This is a genomic window from Streptomyces sp. NPDC088350 (genome assembly GCF_044753545.1).
GTDB lineage: Bacteria > Actinomycetota > Actinomycetes > Streptomycetales > Streptomycetaceae > Streptomyces.
Window position 1 is genome coordinate 260,902 of record NZ_JBIVNL010000011.1, and the last position, 24,266, is coordinate 285,167.

The window sequence follows — 24,266 nt, forward strand, 5'->3', positions numbered from 1 at the left end:
GGTCCGTCCGGACGTCACCAGCGTCAGCCGACGCGCTTTCCAAGTACGAGAATTCGGGTGCGCATGGCATTGACCCTCCCCCCGGCACGCACCGACTGTCAAGTGGGTGGGACGGGAGTCTCATTATGTGAACGGAGGGCCGTTCCGCCTCCGAAAACCACCGGCACATTACTGGTGTACACCCCTGAGCCGCCTCCCGCGAACGCGGGCTCCGCCGGGCCGTGCGGCATCGGGTAGTGGCCGCGGGACAGGGCCCGGCGCAGCCGGTACTCGTCCAGCGGCCCGGAGAAGGCCATGCCCTGCCCGTGCGTGCAGCCCATCGCGCGCAGGGCGACCACCTGTTCGGGCAGGTCGACCCCGTCGGCCACGGACTGGAGCCCGAGATCGCAGGCGATCCGCAGCAGCCCGCTGGTGATCTTGTGCAGCCGCGCGGACTCGACGACGCCCTCGACCAGACTGCGGTCCAGTTTCAGTACGTCGACGGGCAGCCGCCGCAGCGTCGTGATGGCCGCGTAGCCGCTCCCGAAGCCGTCCAGCGCGATGCGGACGCCGAGCCGCCGCAGGGCGGTCAGGCGGCGCTCCAGCTCGTCCAGGGAGACGCGCGGGTCGGTGTCGGACAGCTCGACGACCAGCGAGCCGGACGGCAGCCCGTGCCGGGTCAGCAGGGCCTCGATCGAGCCGAGCGGCATCGACTTGTCCAGCAGCCGCCGGGCGCTTATCCGTACGGCCACGGACACGGCGAGCCCGGTCGCGGTGCGCTCGGCGGCCTGCTCGACGGCCTCCTCCAGCATCCAGCGGCCCAGCTCGGCGGTCTTGTCGCTGTCCTCGGCCACCCGCAGGAACTCGGCGGGCGTGAACAGCACCCCCTGCGAGGACCGCCACCGCGCCTGCGTGGACACCGACACGATCCGGCCGTCCGTCAGCGACACCACGGGCTGGTGCAGCAGCGCGAACTCGCCGTCGTGCAGCGCGGCCCGCAGCCGCGTGGCCAGCTCCGCCTTCCGTACGACGTCCTGCTGCATCTGCGGGGCGTACAGCTCGACCCGGCCCTTGCCCGCCCCCTTGGCGCGGTACATCGCGAGGTCGGCGTTGCGCAGCAACTCCCCCGCGCCCAGGCCCGGTTCGGCGAAGGCGACGCCGATGGAGGCGGCGACGCGGACATCGTTGCCGTCGATGAGGTACGGCTGGGACAGGGTGATTCTCAGCCGGTCGGCGAGTTCCATGATGTGCCGCTCGCGGGCGGCGCGGTCCCGGGTGCCGTCGCCGACGATGAGGGCCGCGAACTCGTCGCCGCCCAGCCGGGAGGCGGTGTCGCCGTGCCGGACGGCGCCGTCGAGTCTGCGGGCGGCCTGGACGAGGAGTTCGTCGCCCGCCTGGTGTCCGATCGTGTCGTTGACGGCCTTGAAGCCGTCGAGGTCGATGAAGAGCACGGCGGTGCCGCGGTCGGTGGAGCGGCGGCCGGACAGGGCCTGCTGCACGCGCTTGGTGAACAGGGCGCGGTTGGGCAGGTCGGTGAGCGGGTCGTGCTCGGCGTTGTGCTGCAACTGCGCCTGGAGGCGCACTCTTTCGGTCACGTCCCGGCTGTTGAAGATCAGGCCGCCGTGATGGCGGTTGACCGTCGACTCGACGTTCAGCCAGCCTCCCCCACCGCCGGACCGGAAGCGGCACTCGATGCGGGTCGTGGGTTCGTCGAGGGGGCTGGCGGTGAGGAAGCGGCGCACCTCGTGCACCACACAGCCCAGGTCCTCCGGGTGGATGAGCGAGGCGAGTTCGGTCCCGACCAGTTCCTCCGCGGCCTTGCCGTAGACACCGGCGGCGGCCGGGGAGACGTAGCGGAGGATGCCGTTCGGGGCGGCGATCATGATGACGTCGCTGGAGCCCTGCACCAGGGAGCGGAAGTGGTTCTCCTTCTGGGCCAGTTCCTGGGTGAGGGTGATGTTGTCGAGCAGCATGATGCCCTGGCGCACCACGAGGGCGAGGACCACGCAGCCCGCGGTGATGAGCACCACGCGGTCGGGGCTGCGGCCGTTGAGGACGTTGTAGAGAATGCCCAACGTGCAGACGGCGGCGGCGAGATACGGGGTGAGCGCGGCCAGCGAACCGGCGATGGGCCGGGTGGCCGGATACCGGCCGTGATCGCCGCCCTGGACGGGGGCCTGGTGGTGGACGCCGGGCCGCTGTCCGGGCCGGTGCTCGTGCACCACGCGCGTGTGCCCGTCGTCCTCGGCCCGGGTGTGCCGGGGCGCGGCCCAGGGGGCGTAGGCGAGGAGCAGCGAGCCGGCGAACCAGCCCGCGTCGAGCAACTGGCCCGAGTGGTAGTTGTTGTGGAGCAGCGGCGAGGTGAACAGGGCGTCGCACATCACGGTCAGGGCCAGCGCGCCGATCGCGGTGTTCACGGCGGTGCGGTTGACCGAGGAGCGCCGGAAGTGCAGCGCGAGCACCATGCTGACCAGGGCGATGTCGAGCAGCGGGTACGCCAGCGACAGCGCGGTGTGGGCCACGCTCGGCCCGTCGAACTTGGCGGCCTGGGCGAGCGCGAGGCTCCAGGACAGCGTGAGGAGCGAGCCCCCGATCAGCCAGGCGTCCAGCGCCAGACAGACCCAACCGGCCTTGGTGACAGGCCTTTTGGCGAGGACGAGGAGCCCGACGATGGCGGGCGGCGCGAAGCAGAGGAAGAACAGGTCGGCGAAGCTGGGGCTGGGCACGGGGCGCTCCAGGACAACCTCGTACCACCCCCAGACCCCGTTGCCCAGTGCCGCCATCGCCGAGGAGAGCGAGAACAGCAGCCAGGCGGGTCGAAAGCGGATACGGCGGCTGCGCGCGTAGAGGAAGCACGAGACGGCGGCGGTACCGGCTGCCGCGCTGAGCCCGAAGTCGCCCATGATCAGGGCGACTTGACGCGACCCCCAGTCGAGCGCGGAACCGACGGCGTATCCCGCGCACACCAGGGCCAGGACGAGTTGCTGGACCAGGCTCCATCCGCCGCGGGAACCCGGCGGTCGAGGCAGCCGCGCTCCCGGTGAAGTCCGGTCCCGGAGCGCCCCGTTGAGGGTGGTCGTCGGAGACGGTGGCGAACTCACCGGGCCCTCCCGGTCCGTGTCGCTCCCGGGTCCCGCGGGCCCCGGTGCGCTGGATGAGCGTGCCTTCGGCGGCTGTTGTGCCTGCGGTGGTGACTGTGGTGGCTGTGATGTCCGCCGTGACCGCTGTGGCTGCCGTGATTGCCGTGGTGACCGCGTCTGGCCGCGGCGACGCGCCAGGGTCGCCGTCGGCGGCCCCGCCGCGTCGGATCGCTCGTCCATAGGCCGTGCATCGCCCGTCGCCCCCCTCACAGTCTGAAATGTCCAACCCCGGCGCCGAACGGTGCGCGGCGCAGCCCCTGCCGGGACGATACACCAGTCTCGTCACTCAGGGACATAGTTCCTCTACGCTCCGTGACGATCAGCGGAGATGTGCGCACGCACCGCTTCCGGAAGGTTGCGGAGGGTACCGGAAGCGGATGACACCCCTGCTGCGCCTACCCCGTTGGGCCCGTCGTAAGGATCACGTTGCGCAGCGGCTCCCGGTTCACAAACCGCCCCAACTGCTCCACCACCAGACGCTTCGCACGCGGCAGGAACGCCGAAGTGGGCCCGCCGACATGGGGACTGATCAGCACGCCGGGCGCCTGCCACAACGGGTGCCCCCGGGGCAGGGGTTCGGGGTCGGTGACGTCCAACGCGGCGGTGATACGGCCGCTTTCCAGCTCCGCGAGCAGCGCCTTGGTGTCGACGACGGGGCCGCGGGCCACGTTGACCAGCAGCGCCCCGTCCTTCATCCGGGCCAGGAACTCGGCGTCGACCAGGTGCCGGGTGGTCTCGTCGAGGGGCGTGGACAGGATGACGACGTCCGCTTCCGGGAGCAGGGCGGGCAGTTCGGCGAGCGGATGCACCGGCCCGCGCGCGGTGGTACGCGCGGAGCGCGCCACCCGCGCCACCCGCGCGAGCTCGAACGGAGTGAGCCGGTCCTCGATGGCGGAACCGATGGCGCCGTAGCCGACGACGAGGACGGACCGGTCCGCGAGCGCCGGGTGGAAGTCCCCCTGCCAGCGCTCCTGTTGCTGCGCCCGCACGAACCCCGGGATCCCGCGCAACGAGGCGAGGGTCAGCGCGAGCGCCAGCTCGGCGGTGCTCGCCTCGTGCACTCCGCGCGCGTTGCACAGCCGCACACCCGGGACGATGGCGGAGAGGCTCGCGGTCATGTCGTCGACGCCGGCCGTCAGCGTCTGGATGACCTGGAGATTCCGCATGTGCTCCAGGGGCCGCGTCTTCACGGGGTGACGCTTCATGTAGGGCACCACGTATACGACACAGTCCGCGGGATCACCGGGGAACTCCTGATCGCCGTCCTCACCCCCGTCCCAGAACAGGTAGTCGGGCCCCTCGGGGAGCCCTTCGATCTCGTCCGGCGGGATGGGCAGCCATACGTCGACAGTCATGGTCAGGAGGCTATGGCAAGGCCACGCGCGCGTAGAGGTTAGGTTTGTGGGCCAGGAGAAGGAGGGTCACGAGCAGGTGGAGCGCAGGACGATCGGTGCGGGGGCGCTCGCTGTGGGGGCCGTCGGACTCGGCTGCATGCCGATGAGTTGGGCGTACAGCGGGTCGCGGCAACGGGGCGAGGAGTCGGTCAGGGCCGTGCACCGGGCGCTCGATCTGGGCGTGACGCTTCTGGACACCGCCGACATGTACGGCCCGTTCACCAACGAGCTGTTGTTGGGGCGGGTGTTGAAGGAGCGGCGCCAGGACGCGTTCGTGTCGACCAAGGTCGGCCTGCTGGTCGGCGAACAGCACATCGTGGCCAACGGCCGCCCCGGCTATGTGAAACGGGCCTGCGACGCCTCGCTGCGCCGCCTCCAGACCGAGGTGATCGACCTCTACCAACTGCACCGCGCCGACCCCGAGGTCCCCGTCGAGGAGACCTGGGGCGCGATGGCGGACCTCGTACAGGCCGGAAAAGTAAGGGCGTTGGGGGTGTGCGCGGTCGGTGCCCGTGCCGCGCGCCGGCCCGGGGCGCGGCTGCATGACGGAACGATCCGCCAACTCCAGCGCGTACAGCAGGTGTTCCCGGTCACAGCGGTGCAGGCCGAGCTGTCGGTGTGGTCGACGGAGGCGCTGGACGCGCTGCTGCCGTGGTGCGCGGCGCGCGGGGTCGGCTTCCTGGCGGCGATGCCCCTCGGCAACGGCTTCCTCACCGGCACCCTCACCCCGGGCGAGGGCTTCGAACCGGACGACGTCCGCGCCCGCCACCCCCGCTTCACCGCCGAGATGACCGCCGCGAACCAGCCCATCGTCGCCGGCCTGCGCCGGGTGGCCCGCCGGCACGGCGAGGACGTCACGCCCGCGCAGGTGGCCCTGGCGTGGGCGCTGGCGCAGGGCCCGCACGTGGTGCCGGTGCCGGGCACCAAGCAGGAGCGCTGGGTGACGGAGAACGCGGGGGCGGCGGGCCTGCGCCTGACGGCGGAGGACCTGACGGAGGTGGCGGGACTGCCGGCGGCGCTGGGGTCGTGGGACTGACGGCTCGATCGTGCGTCGGAGTGCGGTGATCGGGAACCCGTGCGGCGCGAGCGGTGTATGACAAGGAGAACCAGCCAGAAGGCAGGCCCGGGAGAGCCCGCCGCCGTACCGCCTGAGAACCCGCCCGTCGAAGGGACCTGATCGTGCAACGTCGAGTCGTGTCGGCCACCCTGGCCGTGACCGCGCTCCTGCTGACGGCCGGCTGCTCCTCCGACGGCGGAGGAGGGTCCCCGGACAATGGCACGAGCGCGTCGTCCGGCGGCAGCGGTACGTCGACGGGGACCTCCTCCTCCGCACAGGCCGCCGAGCGGACCCCGCCCGCCAAGGGCACGGTGAAGGTGCTGCGCACGGTCACCGAGGGCCTGAAGACCCCCTGGGGCCTCGCCCCGCTGCCCGACGGGGACCTCCTCGTCTCCTCCCGCGACGACGGGACCATCACCCGGATCGCCGGGAAGACCGGTAAAAAGACCGAGCTGGGCTCGGTGTCCGGGGTGTCCCCGGCCGGCGAGGGCGGCCTCCTCGGCATCGCGCTCTCGCCGGACTACGCCTCGGACCACATGATCTACGCGTACTTCACCTCGGACTCGGACAACCGCATCGTCCGCATGCTGTACGACGAGAAGAAGCCCGCCGGTGAACAGCTCGGGGCGCCCGACACGGTCTTCAAGGGCATCCCCAAGGGCTATATCCACAACGGCGGCCGGATCGCCTTCGGCCCCGACGGGATGCTGTACGCGGGCACGGGCGAGAGCGGCCGGCGGGGTCTGGCGCAGGACAAGAAGTCCCTGGGCGGCAAGATCCTGCGGCTGACCCCGGAGGGCGACCCGGCGCCGGGCGACCCGTTCCCGGACTCGCCGGTGTACACCTACGGCCACCGCAATGTGCAGGGCCTCGCCTGGGACGCCGAGCAGCGATTGTTCGCCTCGGAGTTCGGCCAGGACACCTGGGACGAGCTGAACGCGATCAAGCCCGGCGACAACTACGGCTGGCCGGTCGCCGAGGGCAGGTCGGACAACCCCGAGTACCACAATCCGATCGCCCAGTGGCACACGGACGACGCCTCCCCCAGCGGTATCGCCTACGCCGAGGGCTCGATCTGGATGGCGGGGCTGAAGGGGCAGCGCCTGTGGCGCATCCCGCTGAACGGCACCAAGGCGTCGGCCGCCCCGCAGGCCTTCCTCACCGGCGAGTACGGCCGCCTGCGCACGGTCGTGTCGGCCGGCGGCGGCAAGCTGTGGCTGGTGACCAGCAACACGGACGGCCGGGGCACTCCTAAGCCGGGGGACGACCGGATTCTGGAGCTTCGGGTGACCTAGCGGACGCGTCGGCAGAGGGGTCCGGCAGGCGTACGACGACCTTGCCGGACTCCAGGTCTATCGGCCCGCGCCCGGGGTCTCCGTCGGCGACGTCGACCCTGGTCATCTCCAGCCGGTTGCGCTCGTCCTCGGTGTGCTTGCGGCCCGGTGAGAACAGTTCCTCGAACATGTTGAACACGGCGCCTCCCCTGGCCCGGTCCCCTACAGCGTACGACTCATCGCGCCGAGCGCGCGGTGAGCGGGTCGGGCGGGAACAGCTCCAGCCGGTGGGCGACGGCCGCGGCCTCTCCCCGGCCCGAGACGCCGAGCTTGCCGAGGATGTTCGAGACATGGACACTCGCGGTCTTCGGGGAGATGAAGAGTTCCTCGGCGATCTGCCGGTTGGTGCGGCCGGCGGAGACCAGGCGCAGGACGTCGCGCTCCCGGCTGGTGAGGCCCAGCGCCTCGACGGGGTCGGCGGGGACGGCTCTCGGCGCCGGGACCCTGGTGAGCGTCAGCCGGGCCCGCTGGGCGAGCAGCGCGACGGAGTCGGCGAGCGGGCGGGCACCGAGGTGCCCGGCGACGGCACCGGCCAGGCGGAGCAGTTCGGTGGCGCGGTCGCGCGCGTTGTCACCGCCGCCGTCGGAGTCGGCGAGGAGTGCTTCGGCGAGGCGGTGCCGGACGCGGGCGAGGTCGTAGGGGCGGTCGAGGCGTTCGAAGGCGGCGACCACCTCGGACCAGTCGTCCGGGGTGGAGCGTCCCTCGGCGTGCCGCAGTTCGGCGCGGAGCCAGCGTTCGTGGGCCTGCCAGACGGGGACGTTGGTGGCGACCGGCTTCGCGGCCTCCCGGATGCGGTCGAGGATCTTGGGGCGGCCGGGGTCGGCGACGGGCAGGCCGACGGCCTGGGTCTCGGCGACGGCCGCGGTGACCAGCAGGGGCCAGGCCTCGAACTGTGTGCCGGGCCGGAAACCGGAGTCCAGGACGAGTTCGAGTGTGGCCCGCACGTCCAGGAAGCGGCCCTCGGTGGCGGCGACCTGGAGTTCGATCCGCTCCAGGGGCAGATGGTGCTGAGGTGCGATGTCATGCGTGCCGAAGTGCTCGCGGGCGGCGGCCAGTTGGCGGCGGGCCTCGGCCACCTCGCCCCGGGCGAGCGCGAGTTCGGCGCGGAGCCGGGCGTGGAAGCCTCGGGGTTTGGCGCTCTGGCCCACGCGCTCCGACTTGGTCGCCGCCTCGGCGGCCTCGTCCCAGCGGCCCAAAGTGAAGAGGGATTCGGCGAGGTTTCCCCAGATCCAGGCCTCTTTGTCGAACTGGCCGAACTTCTTGGCGAAGGCGAGCCCCTTCTCCATGATCGACACGGCTTCCCGGGAGCGGCCGACCGTCTGGAGTGAGGAGGGGAGGTTCACATAGCTGCGGCCGGCGACGACGGAAATGCCCTCGGCGACCGTCCGTTCGTTCACCTCGACCAGTTCGGCTAGGCCCGCCTCGACGTCGCCGGAGGCGACCATGAGGCCGGCCAGGGTGAGGCGGGCGTCCATCTCGATCTCGCGGGCGCCCACCATGCGCGCGTACTCGACCGCGCGCTCGGCGGCCACGTAGGCGTCGGGTCCCGGCACATGGACCATGGACCAGCCGGCGACCTTGGCCAGTACCTCCGCGTGCACCTCGGAGGGCGGCAGTCCGCGGACCAGCTCCTGGGCGGCGGCCAGTTCCGGCCAGCCGTCGCCGCGCGCCTGGGCCTGGACCAGGAGGGAGCGCTGCACCCAGAACCAGGCGGCCCGCAGCGGGTCGCCCTCGTCCTCCAGGAGGTGCAGGGCCCGCTTGGTGATCTTCAGGGCGCGCTCGCGCTCCCCGCTCAGCCGCCCGGCGACGGCGGCCTCCGCCATCAGGTCGAGGTAGCGCAGGGGGGTGGTCTCGGGGTCGCAGCCGCAGGGCGGATACACCTCGGTGTAGTCCACCGGGCGCAGGCCGGCCCGTACGGCGTCGGGGACGGTGTCCCACAGCTCCATCGCCCGCTCCAGGAGCCGCAGTTGCTCGGCGTGGGCGTGCCGGCCGCGGGCCGCCACGGAGGCGTCCAGGACGGCGGGGAGGGCCTTGGCGGGGTCGTGGGCGTGGTACCAGTAGCTCGCCAGGCGCATGACACGCTGGTCGGCGGGGACGAGCGTCGGGTCGGCCTCCAGGGCTTCGGCGTAGCGGCGGTTGAGGCGGGAGCGCTCACCGGGCAGCAGGTCGTCGCCGACCGCCTCGCGGACCAGGGAGTGGCGGAAGCGGTAGCCGTCGCCTCCGGGTGCGGCCTGGAGGATGTTGGCGCCGACGGCGGCCCGCAGCGCCTCGATGAGGTCGTCCTCGGCGAGCCGGGCGACGGCGGCGAGCAGTCGGTACTCGACGGTGGAACCGCCCTCGGCGACGATCCGGGCGACCCGCTGGGCGCTCTCGGGCAGTGACTCGACGCGGACCAGGAGCAGGTCGCGCAGGGTGTCGGTGAGGCTGGTGCGGCAGCCGTCGTGGGCGGCCACGGCCAGTTCCTCGACGAAGAAGGCGTTGCCGTCGGAGCGTTCGAAGATCTCGTCCACCTGGGCGGGGTCCGGTTCCGCGGCCCGGATGCCGGCGATCTGGCGGCCCACCTCCTGCCGGTTGAAGCGGCCCAGTTCGATCCGGCGGACCGTGCGGAGCCGGTCGAGTTCGGCGAGCAGCGGGCGCAGCGGGTGGCGGCGGTGGATGTCGTCGGCGCGGTAGGTGGCGAGGACGATCAGGCGGCCGGTGCGCAGGGTGCGGAAGAGGTAGGCCAGGAGGTGGCGGGTGGAGGCGTCGGCCCAGTGCAGGTCCTCCAGGGCGACGACGACCGTGCGGTCGGCGGCGACGCGCTCCAGGAGGCGCGCGGTGAGTTCGAAGAGGCGGGCCATGCCCTCCTCGTCGTGCCGGCGGGCCCGCCGGTCGGTGGGGGTCTCCGCCAACTCGGGGAGCAGCCGGGCGAGTTCCTCCTCCTGGCCGGCGGCAGCCGCGGACAGCTCCTCGGGCAGCTCGCGGCGCAGGGCGCGCAGGGCGGTGGAGAACGGGGCGAAGGGCAGTCCGTCCGCGCCGATCTCGACACAGCCGCCGAGGGCGACGACGGCGCCCCCGCGGCAGGCGGCGGTGGCGAACTCCTCGACGAGCCGGGTCTTGCCGACGCCGGCCTCGCCGCCCAGCAGCAACGCCTGCGGCTCGCCCGCGGCAGCGCGGGCGAGCGCGTCGTTCAGCGTGTCCAGTTCGTCGGCGCGGCCGACGAAGACGGGACTGACGGACCTGGTCTCCACAGATCCGAGCATGTCACGCGGGTCTGACAACGCGGCACCCGTTTTCGGGAGGGCGACCGCGGAGCCGTTCACGACGCGCGGGCGAACAGGTGCCTGCGCGGGCGCTCGGTATGCACCTCCCCCTCGGCGGCCTGCCGGGCCTGCTCGCGGCGGGCGGCGCGACGGCTGCGGACGGCCTCGCGGGCGAGGCGCTCGTCGGCGGCCTGGCGGCGGAGTTCGGCGGAACGGATCTGGTGGAGTTCGTACTCGTACATCTCAAGTCCCTTGGAAGAGGCGGGTTTCGGGCTTCGCTTCCTGCGATGCCTCAACCTTCGTCTCCCAGGGGGGTCCGCCACATCGGGAGAGTTCCGCATCTTGCGGGGCCGGGCGGGCCTTAGACGTGCGTAAGGGGTCTCAGGTCATCCGTAAGGTGCTTACGGATGACCTGAGACCCCTGGTGAACAGCGGTGACTCAGCTCGCGGACGGCAGGGCGAGCAGGGCGTCGGTGTACTTGAGGACGGCCAGCAGCAGGCCTACGACGCCGAGCACGACGCCCGCCCAGGCGACCGACTTGATCCAGGTGGCCTGCGGCTTGCCCGGGGTGCCGAACGCGGGCCGGATGAGCGCGCCGACACCCACGAGGGCGGCCACGAGCGCGAAAAGACCGGCCCAGATCGCGGTGGCGTGCCAGGAGGTGCCGTAGACCTCCTTGATCTGCGTGGCCACGCTCGCGGTGGACGCGGTGTGGAGCTGACCGTTGAGCTGCGCGCGGGCGCCGGCGACGGTGCCGATCCAGCCGCCGGAGAGGGAGATGAAGCCGAGCGCGGCGGAGACCACGGCGGCGGCTCCCTGGCCGACGCCGGAGGGGCCCTCCGCCTCCAGCTTCGCGAGCTCGGCGGCGTACTCCTCCTCGGTGAGGTCGTCCTCGTGCTCGGCCTCGTCCGCAGCCTGGTTCTCGTCCTTCGCCGTGGTCACTTCCTCGTCGGTCTTGGTGACATCGACGGTTTCCGCGTCGCTCTTCACCTCGGTGGCCTCGTTCGCGGCCTCGTCAACAGTCTTGGTACCCATGGTGCGCACGGTAGGGGTGGTTTCTGAGAAGTTCCTTAAAGATCGCTGTGTCGCGCACCCGCGCGTGCCTCGCGCCACTCGGGGGCGAGCACGGACCACACCTCGATGTCGTGCCGTACGCCCCCGTGGGGGTGGGACTCGCGGAGTATCGCGTCCCTGGTCATGCCCATGCGGCGGGCAACATTCAGGCTCTTCTCATTGCCGGCGGCGGCATGCCATTCGACACGGTGGATGCCGCGCTGTTCGATCGCGAAGTCGATGAGGATCCGCATCGCGCGGGTGATCAGTCCGCGCCCGGCGGCGGCGGGTTCCAGCCAGCAGCCGACCTCGCAGTTGCCCTGGTCGGCGTGGAAGTTCAGGAAGAGGACCCCGCCCACGAGCTTCCCGTCCAGCCAGATGCCGTGCAGGGACGCGCTGTCGGCGGCGCGCAGGTCGGCGTAGCGCTGGAGCATGTCCCGCGTGGACTCGACGTCCGTCGCCTTGGAGCCGAAGGTGATGAACCGGCCGACGAACTCCCGGCCGCGCTCCAGGTGGGCGAGGAACTCCTCGGCGTGCCATGTCTCCAGGGGACGCAGTTCGGCTCCGTCGTCACCCAGGGATATCGCGTACATCCTGTTCCCGCTCCTTCGCCAGGACGTCCGCCACCTCGGCGTCCGTCGCGGCGGCCAGCCTCTCATGGGCGGCGCGGCACTCGGGGGGCTCGATGCTGATGCGGGGCAGGACGCGGTCCAGGCCGCGGGGCAGCCACCAGTTGGCGCCGCCGAGCAGGTGCATGAGGGCGGGGACCAGGAGGGTGCGCAGCACGAAGGCGTCCAGGGCGACGGCGGACGCGAGCGCGATGCCGAACATGGCGATCACGCGGTCGCCGCTGAGCACGAAGGCGAGGAAGACCGAGATCATGATGACGGCGGCCGAGTTGATGACGCGGCTGGTCTCGGCGAGGCCGACACGGACGGCCCGGCGGTTGTCGCCGGTTTCCAGCCATTCCTCGTACATCCGGCTGACGAGGAAGACCTGGTAGTCCATGGAGAGCCCGAAGAGGACCGAGACCATGATCACGGGGAGGAAGGGTTCGATCGGCCCGGCGCGTCCCAGGCCGAGGAACTCGCTCCCCCAGCCCCACTGGAAGATCGCGACGACGACCCCGAAGGCGGCGGCCACGGCGGCGACGTTCATCGCGGCGGCCTTGAGCGGGATGCCGACCGAGCGGAAGGCGAGCAGCAGCAGGACGCAGCCGAGCGAGATGACGACCCCGACGAACAGCGGGAGCTTGCCGACGATGACGGCGGCGAAGTCGTCGTAGCTGGCCGTCACGCCGCCGACGTGGATGTCGAGCGAGGTGCCCGTCTCGGCCCGGGGCAGTACCTCGGTGCGCAGCCGGTCGACGAGGTCGCTGGTCCGCTGGGACTGCGGCGCCGAGTCGGGGACGACCGAGAAGTAGCCGGTGGAGCCTCCGCTGTCGTAGGTCACCGGGGTCACGGAGGCGACGCCCTCGGTGGTGCGCAGGGTGGCGTCGAGGTTGTCGAGGATGAGCTTGTCCTCGGCTCCGCCGATCTTGGTGACGAGGGTGAGGGGGCCGTTGACGCCGGGTCCGAAGCCGTCCGCGAGGAGGTCGTAGGCCTGGCGGGTGGTGGACGACCGGGGGTCGTTGCCCTGGTCGGAGGTGCCCAGGTGGAGCGCGAAGGTGGGCAGGGCGAGGACGGTGATGACGACCAGGGCGAGGGTGCCGAGCAGTTTGGGGTGGCGCTCGACGAACGCGGACCAGCGGGCGGCGAGACCGGTGGGCAGCTCCGGCTGGGGCCCGTGGTCGGCCAGCCGGCGCCGTTCGCGGCGGCTCAGGGCGCGGGGGCCGATGAAGGACAGCAGGGCCGGGAGCAGCGTCACGGAGGCCGCGACGGTGAGCACCACGGTCAACGAGGCGGCGATCGCGACCCCGTTGAGGAAGCCGAGCCGCAGGATCAGCATCCCGAGCAGGGCGATGCACACGGTGGCGCCCGCGAAGACGACCGCGCGCCCGGTGGTGACGACCGCGTTGGTGACCGCCTCGGCGACGGACAGCCCGCGTTTCAGCCCGCGTCGGTGCCGGGTCACGATGAACAGGGCGTAGTCGATGCCGACGCCCAGCCCGATCAGCATGCCGAGCATGGGCGCGAAGTCGGCGACGGTCATGGCGTGCCCGAGCAGCACGATCGCCCCGTAGGCGGTGCCGACGCTCACCAGGGCGGTGCCGATGGGCAGCAGCGAGGCGGCGAGCGAACCGAAGGCGAGGAACAGCACGAGGGCGGCCACGGCGACCCCGACGATCTCGGCGGTGTGCCCGCTCGACGACTCGGTGAGCGCGATGGCGCTGCCGCCCGACTCGACCTGGAGCCCGTCCGTCTCGGCGGCCTTGGCGGCGCGGACGACCGTCTGCGCCTCGGACTTGTCGATGTCCTCGGCGGCGTGCACGAAGGTGACGGTGGCGTACGCGGTGTGCCCGTCGGCGCTGATCCGCCCCGCGCCCTGTCCGTCGTACGGACTGACGACGGAGGCGATCCCGGACAGGTTCGCGATCCGGTCCAGGGCGGTGGTCATGGTCTGTTCGACGTCGGCGGCGCGGACGGTGCCGGGCGAGGTGTGCCAGACGACGGTGTCGCTGTCGCCGCCGAGGCCCGGGAAGCCCTCCCTGAGCAGCTGCGTGGCGCGGCCCGACTCGGTGCCGGGGACCTCGTAGTCGTTCGAGTACACCAAACCGGCAACGGCGGCGGCTGCGGTGACCCCGCCGAACGCGAGGAGCCACAGCAGGACGGCGACGAGGCGGTGCCGAACACACCAGCGTGCAAGGGCTGCCACGAACGTGCTCCCGGGGATGGCGAAGGGTGGATCTTTGACCGGGAATCCAGGTTCAAGGGATGAACAGCCCGCAAAGAACGCATGAGCAAGATGTGGTCCACTCTTGCAGCCGAAAGTGATCGTTCAGCGCGTTCGTGCCCTGATTCACAGGAGTGGGAGCCAGATCACAGGACAGTAACGGCAACTCTGTCAGGGCACCCGGCTCAGTCGAACTGGTCCCCCAGCGCCATCACCATCGCGCCGACGACCAGCAGCCACAACGCGCGTCTGGTACGCCCCCGGGAGCCCAGGACCGACGCGAACGCACACACGGCGGCGCCCACGGCATAGGAGGCCGGGCAGAGGGCCGGCGCGGAACCACTCGCTCTGAGCACCGCCGCGGCCACACCCGCGAGGGCCAGTACGGCACCGGTCAGCGCTGCCGTCCAACGGGCCCGCCCCGCGTCCAGTGCCGGATCGAACTCCGGTGTCTCGGAATCTGCGCGTCCGTCCATGGCGGGCGAGGGTAGCGCCTCCGCCTGAGAAACCTGGTGCGCGGCCAACCGACGTCCTCCACGATCTCGTTGCTCTCCCACAGGGAGCTACGCAGAACCGGAGGCGCCCGTTCACCGACCATCCCTGGGGATGCATCTCAGCCGATGCATCCCCAGGGATGGTGATTTCGTACGGTGTATCAGCCCTCGCTGACGCCCAGCTGCTCCAGGATGAGCTCCTTGACGCGGGCCGCGTCGGCCTGGCCCCGGGTGGCCTTCATGACCGCGCCGACCAGGGCGCCGGCCGCCGCGACCTTGCCGCCGCGGATCTTGTCGGCGATGCCCGGGTTGCCGGCGATGGCCTCCTGGACGGCGGTGGTGAGGGCGCCGTCGTCGGAGACGACCTTCAGGCCGCGCTTGTCGACGACCTCGTCCGGGGTGCCCTCGCCGGCGAGGACGCCCTCGATGACCTGGCGGGCCAGCTTGTCGTTCAGGTCACCGGCGGTCACCAGCGCGGCGACCCGGGCGACCTGCTCCGGCGTGATGGGCAGCTCGTCGAGCGCCTTGCCGGACTCGTTGGCGCTGCGGGCGAGTTCACCCATCCACCACTTGCGCGCGGAGGCCGAGTCCGCACCGGCGTCGATCGTGGCGACGATGGAGTCGATGGCACCGGCGTTGAGGATCGACTGCATGTCGAACGCGGTGATCCCCCACTCCTCGGTCAGCCGGTTGCGGCGGGCCAACGGCTGCTCGGGCAGCCCGGCGCGGATCTCCTCGACCCACTCGCGCGAGGGGGCCACGGGAACCAGGTCCGGCTCGGGGAAGTACCGGTAGTCCTCCGCCTCCTCCTTCACGCGGCCCGAGGTCGTCGACCCGGTGTCCTCGTGGAAGTGGCGGGTCTCCTGGATGATCGTGCCGCCGGAGTTCAGCACCGCGGCGTGGCGCTGGATCTCGTAGCGGGCGGCACGCTCCACGGAGCGCAGCGAGTTGACGTTCTTCGTCTCGCTGCGGGTGCCGAACTTCTCGCGGCCGTGCGGGCGCAGCGACAGGTTGACGTCGCAGCGCATCTGCCCCTGCTCCATGCGGGCTTCCGACACACCGAGCGCCCGGATCAGCTCGCGCAGCTCGGCGACGTACGCCTTGGCGACCTCGGGAGCGCGCTCACCCGCGCCTTCGATCGGCTTGGTGACGATCTCGATGAGCGGGATGCCGGCGCGGTTGTAGTCGAGCAGCGAGTGCGAGGCGCCGTGGATACGGCCCGTCGCGCCGCCGACGTGCAGCGACTTGCCGGTGTCCTCCTCCATGTGGGCGCGTTCGATCTGCACCCGGAAGGTCTCGCCGTCCTCCAACTGGACGTCCAGATAGCCGTTGAAGGCGATCGGCTCGTCGTACTGGGAGGTCTGGAAGTTCTTCGGCATGTCCGGATAGAAGTAGTTCTTCCGGGCGAAGCGGCACCACTCGGCGATCTCGCAGTTCAGCGCGAGGCCGATCCTGATCGCGGACTCGACGCCGATCGCGTTGACGACCGGGAGCGCGCCGGGCATGCCGAGGCAGGTCGGGCAGGTCTGCGAGTTCGGTTCGGCGCCCAGTTCGGTCGAACAGCCGCAGAACATCTTGGTCTTGGTGCCGAGTTCGACATGGACCTCAAGGCCCATGACGGGGTCGTACGACGCCAGCGCGTCCTCGTACGACTCCAGGTCGGTCGTGGTGGTCACGGTGAACTTTCCCTCTCAGCCCAGCAGGACGTCGTCGTCGCCCAGCCGCTTCAGCTCGCGGTACAGGATGGCGAGGCCGGTGACGATCGCGACGGCGGACACCGTGGCGTCGATCAGACGGAGCGTGTCGTGCTCGGTGCGTGCCTTCTTGATCTGCTTGGCGACACCCAGCGCGCCGAACGCGGTGGTGGCGATGGACACATACGTGCCGGACTTGGACTTCTTGAAGCCCTTGGCCTTCGACAGTGCGTTGGTCACAGCGACGGTGCCTCCTCAAGCAGCGGGTGGCCCCACTTTTCCACGAAGGCGGCCTCGACGGCGGCGCCGACCTTGTAAAGGCGGTCGTCCTTCAGCGCCGGGGCGATGATCTGCAGCCCGACCGGGAGGCCGTCCTCGGGCGCGAGGCCGCAGGGCAGCGACATGGCCGAGTTGCCCGCCAGGTTGGTCGGGATGGTGCACAGGTCCGCGAGGTACATCGCCATCGGGTCGTCGGCACGCTCGCCGATCGGGAAGGCGGTGGTCGGCGTCGTCGGCGACACGATCACGTCGACGCTCTCGAACGACTTCTCGAAGTCGCGCGTGATGAGCGTCCGGACCTTCTGGGCGCTGCCGTAGTACGCGTCGTAGTAGCCACTCGACAGGGCGTACGTGCCGAGCATGATGCGGCGCTTCACCTCGGGGCCGAAGCCCGCCTCACGGGTGATCGAGGTGACCTCTTCGGCCGAGTGGGTGCCGTCGTCGCCGGCACGGAGGCCGTAGCGCAGGCCGTCGAAACGGGCCAGGTTCGACGAACACTCGGAGGGCGCGATCAGGTAGTACGCCGACAGGGCGAGGTCGAAGGACGGGCAGTCCAGCTCGACGATCTCCGCGCCGAGTTCCTTCAGTACGGCGACGGCCTCGTCGAAGCGCTGGATGACACCGGCCTGGTAGCCCTCGCCGCGGAACTGCTTCACGACACCGACGCGCATGCCCTGCACACTGCCGTTGCGGGCGGCCTCGACGACCGGCGGGACCGGGGCGTCGATCGAGGTCGAGTCCAGCGGGTCGTGCCCGGCGATGACCTCGTGCAGCAGCGCCGCGTCCAGGACCGTACGCGCGCAGGGCCCGCCCTGGTCGAGGGAGGAGGAGAACGCGACCATGCCGTAGCGGGAGACCGCGCCGTACGTCGGCTTGACGCCGACCGTGCCGGTGACGGCGGCCGGCTGGCGGATCGAGCCGCCGGTGTCGGTGCCGATCGCGAGCGGCGCCTGGAAGGAGGCGAGCGCGGCGGAGGAACCGCCGCCGGAGCCGCCGGGGATCTTGGTGAGGTCCCACGGGTTGCCGGTAGGCCCATAGGCGCTGTTCTCGGTACTGGACCCCATGGCGAACTCGTCCATGTTGGTCTTGCCGAGGATGACCACGTCGGCGGCCTTCAGCCGCTTGGTGACCGTCGCGTCGTACGGCGGGATCCAGCCTTCGAGGATCTTGGAGCCGACGGTGGTCGGGATGCCCTCGGTGGTGAAGATGTCCTTGAGGGCGAGCGGTACACCGGCGAGCGGGCCGAGCTTCTCGCCGCGCTCCCGCTTGGCGTCCACGGCACGGGCCTGGGCCAGCGCGCCCTCGCGGTCGACGTGCAGGAAGGCGTGCACCTTCGCGTCGACCTCCTCGATACGGGCGAGGTGGGCCTCGGTTACCTCGACGGCCGTGAGCACGCCGGACGCGATGTTCGCGGCGGTCTCGGCGGCGGTGAGCCGGATGATGCTGCTGTGGTCCGTCATGGTGATTAGTCCTCCCCCAGGATCTGCGGCACCTTGAAACGCTGCTGCTCCTGGGCCGGGGCGCCGGAGAGCGCCTGCTCGGGGGTGAGCGAGGGACGGACCTCGTCCGCGCGCATGACGTTCGTCAGCGGCAGCGGGTGGGAGGTCGGCGGTACGTCTTGGTCGGCGACCTCGCTGACGCGGGCGACCGCGCCGATGATGTCGTCCAGCTGTCCCGCGAAGTGTTCGAGCTCTTCGGGCTTCAGCTCCAGACGCGCCAGCCGGGCGAGGTGGGCGACCTCCTCGCGCGTGATGCCAGGCATGCGGCGTTCCTCTGGGGTGAGTGTGTGTGGTTTGGCGCAATCCTATGGGGCGGGGGCCCGTAGCCGTTAAACGGTTTCCGCCCGGCCTCGCCGGGGGCGACGCGTCAGACGAGAAACAGCAGTGCGGAGCTGACGAGCACGACGACCGCCGTGGCGAAGTGGATCCCGTAGGCCACGGCTTTCGTGCCGCCGTTGCGCAGCACTATCAGGGTGTCGCCGAGCGGTATGACGGCCACGCAGAGCATGAACCAGGCCTCTGCCCGGGCCCCGGCGAAGGCCAGCAGAGCCAGGCCGATCAGTCCGAGCGTGCCGTCCCTGGAGCCCTTGATCGTGAGGTAGGCGCGGGCGTCGCCGGCCGGGTCGGCCGGCACGCCGTAGCCGGTGGCGGCGGGACCGGGCTGGAACAGGAACCGGTAGCCGAGGAACAGGCAGAACAGGTCCAGCACGATCGCCAGGGTGTACGCGGTGATGGTCACGTCACTTCTCCTCGTTTCGTTTTTCTAGCGGCGCTAGCAACAGGAGCGAAGCTAGCAGAGCGTCGACAGGAACGCTAGCGATGCTAGAATCCGGGCCATGACGATTCAGACGCGCCGGGAGCGCGAGCGGGCCGAGCGGGAGCTGCTGATCGTCTCGGCCGCACGGGAACTGGCCGAGACGGAGGGCTGGGACGCGGTGACCACACGGCGGCTGGCCGCCGAGATCGAGTACAGCCAGCCGGTGCTCTACAGCCACTTCAAGGACAAGGGCGCCATCATGGCGGCGGTCGCGGTGGAGGGCTGCGCGGAGATCGCCGCCGAGATGCGCACGGCGCGCCTGGCGGCGAAGGACACGCGGGAGGCGCTGACCGCGGTGGGCGAGACGTACACGTCGTTCGGCCGCCGCCGCCCCGCGCTCTACGACGCGATGTTCACCCACATGGTGGACCTGCCGTTCGCGACCCCGGAGGCCCCGGCGCCCTTGCAGGCGGCCTTCGGGGAACTGTTCAGCGCCGTCCAGCCGATCGCGGCCGAGGGCGACGACCCGGGCCTGCTCACCGAGACATATTGGGCGGGCCTGCACGGCCTGGTGACATTGATGCGCAGCGGACGCCTACCGGAGGGCGCACACGAGCAGCGCCTGGCGCTGCTGATCGCCCACTTCGCAGCAGGGGTGAGTTGAGGCGCCCAAGGGGCGCGGGGCTGTATCGATTTGCGGCTCCGCCGCGTGGGCGCGACCAGCCACAACAGGCCGGCAGCCGCGACCCGGCAGAAGCCCCTCCCCCATGGGCGCAGCCAATATCAGGCAAGCCGCCCCGGATCATCGGCCGCAGCCGCGGGCAAGGCCGCCCGAGGCCGCTGCCACCCCCGAGACCCCCGAGCCAGCAACCAAGCAGTCATGTCCTCGGGCGGCATGGCCGCGGCAACCAGCCACCCCTGCACCGCATCGCACCCGAGATCCCGCAACCGCTCCCACGTCTCGTCGTCCTCGACACCTTCCGCGACGACGAGCAACCCCAGGGAATGCGCGAGATCAACGGTGCAGCGCACAATCTCCGCGTCCTCGTTGTCCACCGCCAGCCGCGCCACGAACGACCGGTCGATCTTCAACTCGCTGACCGGCAGCCGCCGGAGATGCACCAGGGACGAGTACCCCGTGCCGAAGTCGTCGAGGGACATCTTCACGCCGTGTCCGGTCAGGCCGTTGAGGGTGTCGGCGGCGCGCTGGGGGTCCTCCAGGAGGACGTGTTCGGTTATCTCCAGCTGAAGCGACCCCGCCGGGACGCCGTGCCGGGCGAGGCGCGCGGCGACCGAGCCGGCGAAACCGGGGGTGTGCACATCGCGCGGGGAGACGTTCACCGCGACCGGTACGAACAGCCCCTGGGCCCGCCACCTGGCGACCTGGGCGAGCGCCGTGTCGAGCACGTACTCGGTGAGGTGGGGCATCAGCCCCGACGACTCGGCGATCGCTATGAACTCGTCCGGCGGCACCTTCCCGCGCTCGGGATGCACCCACCGCACCAGCGCCTCCAGGCCGGCGACCTGGCCGTCGAAGCGGACCTTGGGCTGGTAGTGCAGCTGTACCTCGTGCGCGTCGAGCGCGCGGCGCAGATCGCCGAGGAGTCCGAGCCGGTCGGGGGTGTTGGAGTCCCGCTTGGACTCGTAGACCTCTACGCCCGTACGGTCCCGCTTCGCCTGGTACATCGCGACGTCCGCCCGGCGCAGCAGTCCCTCGGCGTCGAGGGCGTGGTCGGGGAAGACGGCGACGCCCGCGCTGGCCTCCAGGACGAGCGTGAGCCCGTCGAGGTCGAGCGGGGAGCTGAGCGCGACGACGAGGTTGCGGGCGACCCGGGTCGCGGACGTCGTGGAGTCGGCGACGGGCAGCAGGACGGCGAACTCGTCACCGCCGAGCCGCGCGGCCTCCGCCCCGCGCGGCAGCGCCACCCGCAGCCGGTCGGCTATCTGCAACAGCAGCCTGTCACCGGCGAGATGACCCAACGTGTCGTTGACCGATCGGAACCGGTCGAGGTCGATCAGCATGAGGGCGGCCTTGGCGCCGATGCGCTCGGCGTCGTCCAGGGCGGTCCAGATGCGCTCCAGGAGCCACTGACGGTTGGGCAGCCCGGTGAGCGGGTCGCGCAGTTGCTCCTCGGCCCGGGCGCGGGCCATCCACAGGGTGGAGTCGAGGGCGATCAGCGGGATGGAGAAGAGGGGCAGCAGTACCGGCTGCGCTACGGCGACCACGCAGATCAGCGGGGCGATGCCGAGCAGGGCGACCGCGACGAGGCCCTGTCTGAGCAGGGCGGTGCGGGCGACGGTGGGCAGTCCGCCGTGGCGCGGGGCGTGCAGGTACCAGAGCAGGGTGCGGGTCACGGCGAGATAGGCGAGGGCGACCAGCACCACTTCGGGGGCGGTGTAGACCGTCCAGCTGTCCGGGTTCCACGGTTTCTCGACGGACGGCACCCGGCCGAACGCGCCCAGCACGAGTGCTCCGGCGGCGATGCCGAGGATGTCCACCGCGCCGTGCAGTACGCCCTGGCGCCAGCGGTTGCGCCTGGCTATGCCGACCAGGACGACGACGGTGAGGCTGACCATGCCGGCGGCGACCCAGCCGTAGAGCAGCAGGACGCCGAGGGTGAGGGCGGCGCCCGAGCCGGTGCCGCCCCACCAGCGGGCACGGCCGAGGGCGACGAGGTGGCCGACGATGATGCCGGTGAGGACGGCGAGCGACCAGCCGACGGTGCCGGACGGGAAGAGCGCGTGGCCGCCGGTGAACGCCCGGAAGAATCCGGCGCCGAGGACGAAGCCGGCCGCGGCCACGACCGCCGTGGGCAGCGCGGGCCAGGTCAGGTGCCGTCCGGATTCACCGCCCGGCAGTCCGGAGCTGTGGTCCGGGGTGAGCGGTGCGTCGTGGCGCGCGTCCGGTGTGGAGTACTGTCCGGTGGCGCGCGGCTGGGCGCCCGGACGCTCCACGGGGCGCGCACCCCAACGGCTCCCCCGCCAGGCGCCGGTGAACCGGCGCAGGAGTGAGTCCGGGGGGGCGCTCTCGGTCGGTTCCATTCCCGTCCCTCTCACAGCCGGCGGTGCCCACGCCACGCGGTCCGATGCCCGACTTCCGTCAACGGCACCGCGTTTGGAAAACCCTTCCCCTTGCTCTCCAAGAGCAGGGGTTGCCCCAACCGCAGCTGGGCACGGCAGGTGCACACCTCAACAGTAGGCCGCAGAAGGCTTCCACGGGCAGCGGTCGTAGACGGTTGCCCGAATGCGACCCTGCCACCCGTATGCATCTGGTATGCGCCGATCGGGTGGCCTTCAACCGCCGCTCCTCGCTACTCCTCGACCGGAAGCGCGACTTCGGCGGCCGCCTCGGGCCCCTGTTCCAACAGGACGGTGAAGCCGTCCTCGTTCAGAACAGGCACCTTGACCTGCATCGCCTTGTCGTACTTCGAACCAGGATTGTCACCTACGACAACGAAAGAGGTCTTCTTCGAAACAGAACCGGTCACTTTCGCTCCCCGGCTCTGCAGGGCGTCCTTGGCGCCGTCCCGCGTGAAGTGTTCGAGTGTGCCGGTGACGACCACGGTCAGCCCTTCGAGCGGGCGCGGGCCCTCGTCCTCGCCGGACCCCTCGTCCTCCATCCGGACCCCGGCGGCCCGCCACTTGCGGAGGATCTCCTGGTGCCAGTCCTCGGCGAACCACTCCTTGAGCGAGGCGGCGATGATCGGGCCGACCCCGTCGGTGTTCGCCAACTCCACCTCGTCGGCCTGCTCGATACGCTCGATCGAGCGGAACTCGCGGGCCAGCGCCTCGGCCGCGACCGGGCCGACATGACGGATCGACAGGCCGGTGAGGACGCGGGCGAGTGGGCTGTCCTTGGCCGCGGCGATGGTCTCCAGCATCGCGAGGGCGTTCTTCTTCGGCTCGCCCTGCTGGTTGGCGAAGACCGTGGCGATCTTCTCCTCGCCGGTCTTCGGGTCGCGCTTGGGCAGCCCGCTGTCCTGGTCGAGGACGTACGCCTTGATGGGCAGCAGCTGCTCGATGGTGAGGCCGAACAGGTCGCCCTCGTCCTTCAGCGGCGGGTCCGCCGGCTCCAGCGGCTTGGTGAGGGCCGCCGCCGAGACATAGCCGAAGTGGTCGATGTCCAGCGCCTTGCGGCCCGCGAGATAGAAGAGCCGCTCCCTCAACTGGGCGGGGCAGGTACGGGCGTTCGGGCAGCGGAGGTCGATGTCGCCCTCCTTCATCGGCCGCAGCGGCGTACCGCACTCGGGGCACTCGGCCGGCATCACGAACTCCCGCTCGCTGCCGTCGCGCAGGTCGGCGACCGGGCCGAGGATCTCCGGGATGACGTCACCGGCCTTGCGCAGCACCACCGTGTCCCCGATGAGGACGCCCTTGGCCTTGACGACCTCCTGGTTGTGCAGCGTCGCGAACTCGACCTCCGAGCCCGCCACCGTCACCGGCTCGACCTGCGCGTACGGCGTGACCCGGCCCGTACGGCCCACGCCCACGCGGATGTTGACGAGCTTGGTGTTGACCTCCTCGGGCGCGTACTTCCACGCGATCGCCCAGCGCGGGGCGCGGGAGGTGGAGCCGAGCCGCCCCTGGAGGGGGATCTCGTCGAGCTTGACGACCACGCCGTCGATCTCGTGCTCCACGGAGTGGCGGTTCTCGCCGAAGTACCGGATGAACTCCCGTACGCCGTCGAGGTCGTCGACCACCTTGTTGTGCGGGGAGGTCGGCAGGCCCCAGGTCTTCAGCAGGGCGTACGCCTCGGAGAGACGGGTGAGCGCGTCGAAGCCCTCCAGGGCGCCGATGCCGTGGACGACCATGTGCAGGGGCCGGCTCGCGGTGACGCGCGGGTCCTTCTGGCGGAGTGAACCGGCCGCCGCGTTACGGGGGTTGGCGAAGGGCTTGTCACCGGCCTCGACCAGACGGGCGTTCAGCTCCTCGAACTTCTCCATCGGGAAGTAGACCTCACCGCGGATCTCCACGAGGTCGGGCACCCGGTCGCCGGTCAGCCGGTCCGGGATCTCGGCGATCGTGCGGACGTTGGGCGTGATGTCCTCGCCCGTACGACCGTCGCCGCGGGTCGCCGCGCGCGTGAGGCGGCCCTGCTCATACGTCAGGTTGACGGCGAGCCCGTCGACCTTCAGCTCGCACAGGAAGTGGTATGCGGAGGTGCCGACGTCCTTGTGGACGCGCTCGGCCCAGGCCGCCAGCTCCAGGTCGTCGAAGGCGTTGTCCAGGGACAGCATCCGCGAGCGGTGGACGACGGAGGTGAACTCCGTCTCGTACGCCCCCGCGACCTTCTGCGTCGGGGAGTCGGGCGTGCGCAGCTCGGGATACTGCTCCTCCAGCGCCTCCAGGGTGCGCAGGAGCTTGTCGAACTCCGCGTCGCTGACGACCGGGGCGTCGTTCACGTAGTAACGGAAGCGGTGCTCCTCGATCTGCTCAGCGAGCTGCGCGTGCTTCTCCCGTGCCTCTGCGGGCACCGTCGTCTCCGCCTGCCTGTCGCCGGCCACCGTGTTG

The 24,266-nt window shown here is 71.1% G+C and carries 19 protein-coding genes; 3 read left to right on the forward strand and 16 right to left on the reverse strand.

Features of this window, described 5'->3' with window-relative positions:
* Positions 1-98 precede the first annotated feature (98 nt).
* Both ACIQBL_RS35380 and ACIQBL_RS35385 read right to left on the reverse strand, forming a co-directional pair.
* Positions 99-3,080 carry a putative bifunctional diguanylate cyclase/phosphodiesterase gene (locus ACIQBL_RS35380; protein WP_401949364.1) on the reverse strand — a complete coding sequence of 994 codons (2,982 nt, stop codon included), beginning with the start codon at positions 3,078-3,080 and terminating at the stop codon, positions 99-101.
* A gap of 434 nt (positions 3,081-3,514) precedes the next feature.
* Complete coding sequence (locus tag ACIQBL_RS35385; RefSeq protein ID WP_401949366.1) at positions 3,515-4,474, reverse strand: 2-hydroxyacid dehydrogenase; 960 nt, start codon at positions 4,472-4,474, stop codon at positions 3,515-3,517.
* Between the two features lie 76 nt (positions 4,475-4,550).
* On the opposite strand from ACIQBL_RS35385, the gene ACIQBL_RS35390 reads away from it, so the two are divergent.
* Positions 4,551-5,549 carry an aldo/keto reductase gene (locus ACIQBL_RS35390; protein ID WP_401949625.1) on the forward strand — a complete coding sequence of 333 codons (999 nt, stop codon included), beginning with the start codon at positions 4,551-4,553 and terminating at the stop codon, positions 5,547-5,549.
* Between the two features lie 158 nt (positions 5,550-5,707).
* Entirely contained in the window at positions 5,708-6,865 is a 1,158-nt protein-coding gene (locus tag ACIQBL_RS35395) for a PQQ-dependent sugar dehydrogenase (RefSeq protein ID WP_401949627.1), read from the forward strand.
* On the opposite strand, the gene ACIQBL_RS35400 is transcribed toward ACIQBL_RS35395, so the two are convergent.
* From ACIQBL_RS35400 to ACIQBL_RS35455, 12 genes are all read right to left on the reverse strand, one after another.
* Positions 6,822-7,043 carry a DUF6191 domain-containing protein gene (locus ACIQBL_RS35400; protein WP_401949368.1) on the reverse strand — a complete coding sequence of 74 codons (222 nt, stop codon included), beginning with the start codon at positions 7,041-7,043 and terminating at the stop codon, positions 6,822-6,824. The genes ACIQBL_RS35395 and ACIQBL_RS35400 overlap by 44 nt on opposite strands.
* Before the next feature lie 37 nt (positions 7,044-7,080).
* Complete coding sequence (locus ACIQBL_RS35405; RefSeq protein WP_401949371.1) at positions 7,081-10,146, reverse strand: AAA family ATPase; 3,066 nt, start codon at positions 10,144-10,146, stop codon at positions 7,081-7,083.
* Between the two features lie 56 nt (positions 10,147-10,202).
* Positions 10,203-10,388 carry a hypothetical protein gene (locus tag ACIQBL_RS35410; protein ID WP_401949374.1) on the reverse strand — a complete coding sequence of 62 codons (186 nt, stop codon included), beginning with the start codon at positions 10,386-10,388 and terminating at the stop codon, positions 10,203-10,205.
* Positions 10,389-10,585: 197 nt separating this feature from the next.
* Positions 10,586-11,182 (reverse strand): hypothetical protein, encoded by a 597-nt coding sequence (locus tag ACIQBL_RS35415; protein ID WP_401949377.1) that lies wholly within the window; start codon positions 11,180-11,182, stop codon positions 10,586-10,588.
* Positions 11,183-11,217: 35 nt separating this feature from the next.
* Positions 11,218-11,793 carry a GNAT family N-acetyltransferase gene (locus ACIQBL_RS35420; protein ID WP_401949380.1) on the reverse strand — a complete coding sequence of 192 codons (576 nt, stop codon included), beginning with the start codon at positions 11,791-11,793 and terminating at the stop codon, positions 11,218-11,220.
* Positions 11,771-14,014: an MMPL family transporter gene (locus tag ACIQBL_RS35425; protein WP_401949383.1), complete on the reverse strand. Its 2,244-nt coding sequence runs from the start codon at positions 14,012-14,014 to the stop codon at positions 11,771-11,773. Before ACIQBL_RS35425 ends, ACIQBL_RS35420 begins: the two co-directional genes overlap by 23 nt.
* 203 nt (positions 14,015-14,217) lie before the next feature.
* Positions 14,218-14,508: a hypothetical protein gene (locus tag ACIQBL_RS35430; protein ID WP_401949386.1), complete on the reverse strand. Its 291-nt coding sequence runs from the start codon at positions 14,506-14,508 to the stop codon at positions 14,218-14,220.
* Positions 14,509-14,687: 179 nt separating this feature from the next.
* Positions 14,688-16,202: an Asp-tRNA(Asn)/Glu-tRNA(Gln) amidotransferase subunit GatB gene (gene gatB, locus ACIQBL_RS35435; protein WP_401949388.1), complete on the reverse strand. Its 1,515-nt coding sequence runs from the start codon at positions 16,200-16,202 to the stop codon at positions 14,688-14,690.
* Positions 16,203-16,217: 15 nt separating this feature from the next.
* Complete coding sequence (locus ACIQBL_RS35440; RefSeq protein ID WP_401949390.1) at positions 16,218-16,460, reverse strand: hypothetical protein; 243 nt, start codon at positions 16,458-16,460, stop codon at positions 16,218-16,220.
* Positions 16,457-17,959, reverse strand: a complete 1,503-nt coding sequence (gene gatA / locus ACIQBL_RS35445) for an Asp-tRNA(Asn)/Glu-tRNA(Gln) amidotransferase subunit GatA (RefSeq protein ID WP_401949393.1) — start codon at positions 17,957-17,959, stop codon at positions 16,457-16,459. The genes ACIQBL_RS35440 and gatA overlap by 4 nt, the downstream gene beginning before the upstream one ends.
* A 5-nt stretch (positions 17,960-17,964) precedes the next feature.
* On the reverse strand, positions 17,965-18,261 hold the full coding sequence (gene gatC / locus ACIQBL_RS35450) for an Asp-tRNA(Asn)/Glu-tRNA(Gln) amidotransferase subunit GatC (protein ID WP_007384860.1): 297 nt from the start codon (positions 18,259-18,261) through the stop codon (positions 17,965-17,967).
* Positions 18,262-18,365: 104 nt separating this feature from the next.
* Positions 18,366-18,737 carry a DUF4267 domain-containing protein gene (locus ACIQBL_RS35455; protein ID WP_401949396.1) on the reverse strand — a complete coding sequence of 124 codons (372 nt, stop codon included), beginning with the start codon at positions 18,735-18,737 and terminating at the stop codon, positions 18,366-18,368.
* A 97-nt stretch (positions 18,738-18,834) separates the two neighbouring features.
* On the opposite strand from ACIQBL_RS35455, the gene ACIQBL_RS35460 reads away from it, so the two are divergent.
* Complete coding sequence (locus ACIQBL_RS35460; RefSeq protein ID WP_401949398.1) at positions 18,835-19,419, forward strand: TetR/AcrR family transcriptional regulator; 585 nt, start codon at positions 18,835-18,837, stop codon at positions 19,417-19,419.
* A 119-nt stretch (positions 19,420-19,538) separates the two neighbouring features.
* On the opposite strand, the gene ACIQBL_RS35465 is transcribed toward ACIQBL_RS35460, so the two are convergent.
* Positions 19,539-21,797, reverse strand: a complete 2,259-nt coding sequence (locus ACIQBL_RS35465; protein ID WP_401949401.1) for a putative bifunctional diguanylate cyclase/phosphodiesterase — start codon at positions 21,795-21,797, stop codon at positions 19,539-19,541.
* A gap of 269 nt (positions 21,798-22,066) precedes the next feature.
* Entirely contained in the window at positions 22,067-24,259 is a 2,193-nt protein-coding gene (gene ligA, locus ACIQBL_RS35470) for an NAD-dependent DNA ligase LigA (protein ID WP_401949403.1), read from the reverse strand.
* Positions 24,260-24,266: the final 7 nt, after the last annotated feature.

Coding starts and splice junctions, on each gene's coding strand:
- ACIQBL_RS35410 (WP_401949374.1), bottom strand. CDS start 10,388: ATGTACGAGTACGAACTCCACCAGATCCGTTCCGCCGAACTCCGCCGC.
- ACIQBL_RS35415 (WP_401949377.1), bottom strand. CDS start 11,182: ATGGGTACCAAGACTGTTGACGAGGCCGCGAACGAGGCCACCGAGGTG.
- gatC (WP_007384860.1), bottom strand. CDS start 18,261: ATGCCTGGCATCACGCGCGAGGAGGTCGCCCACCTCGCCCGGCTGGCG.
- ACIQBL_RS35420 (WP_401949380.1), bottom strand. CDS start 11,793: ATGTACGCGATATCCCTGGGTGACGACGGAGCCGAACTGCGTCCCCTG.
- ACIQBL_RS35465 (WP_401949401.1), bottom strand. CDS start 21,797: ATGGAACCGACCGAGAGCGCCCCCCCGGACTCACTCCTGCGCCGGTTC.
- ACIQBL_RS35430 (WP_401949386.1), bottom strand. CDS start 14,508: ATGGACGGACGCGCAGATTCCGAGACACCGGAGTTCGATCCGGCACTG.
- ACIQBL_RS35405 (WP_401949371.1), bottom strand. CDS start 10,146: ATGCTCGGATCTGTGGAGACCAGGTCCGTCAGTCCCGTCTTCGTCGGC.
- gatA (WP_401949393.1), bottom strand. CDS start 17,959: ATGACGGACCACAGCAGCATCATCCGGCTCACCGCCGCCGAGACCGCC.
- ACIQBL_RS35460 (WP_401949398.1), top strand. CDS start 18,835: ATGACGATTCAGACGCGCCGGGAGCGCGAGCGGGCCGAGCGGGAGCTG.
- ACIQBL_RS35385 (WP_401949366.1), bottom strand. CDS start 4,474: ATGACTGTCGACGTATGGCTGCCCATCCCGCCGGACGAGATCGAAGGG.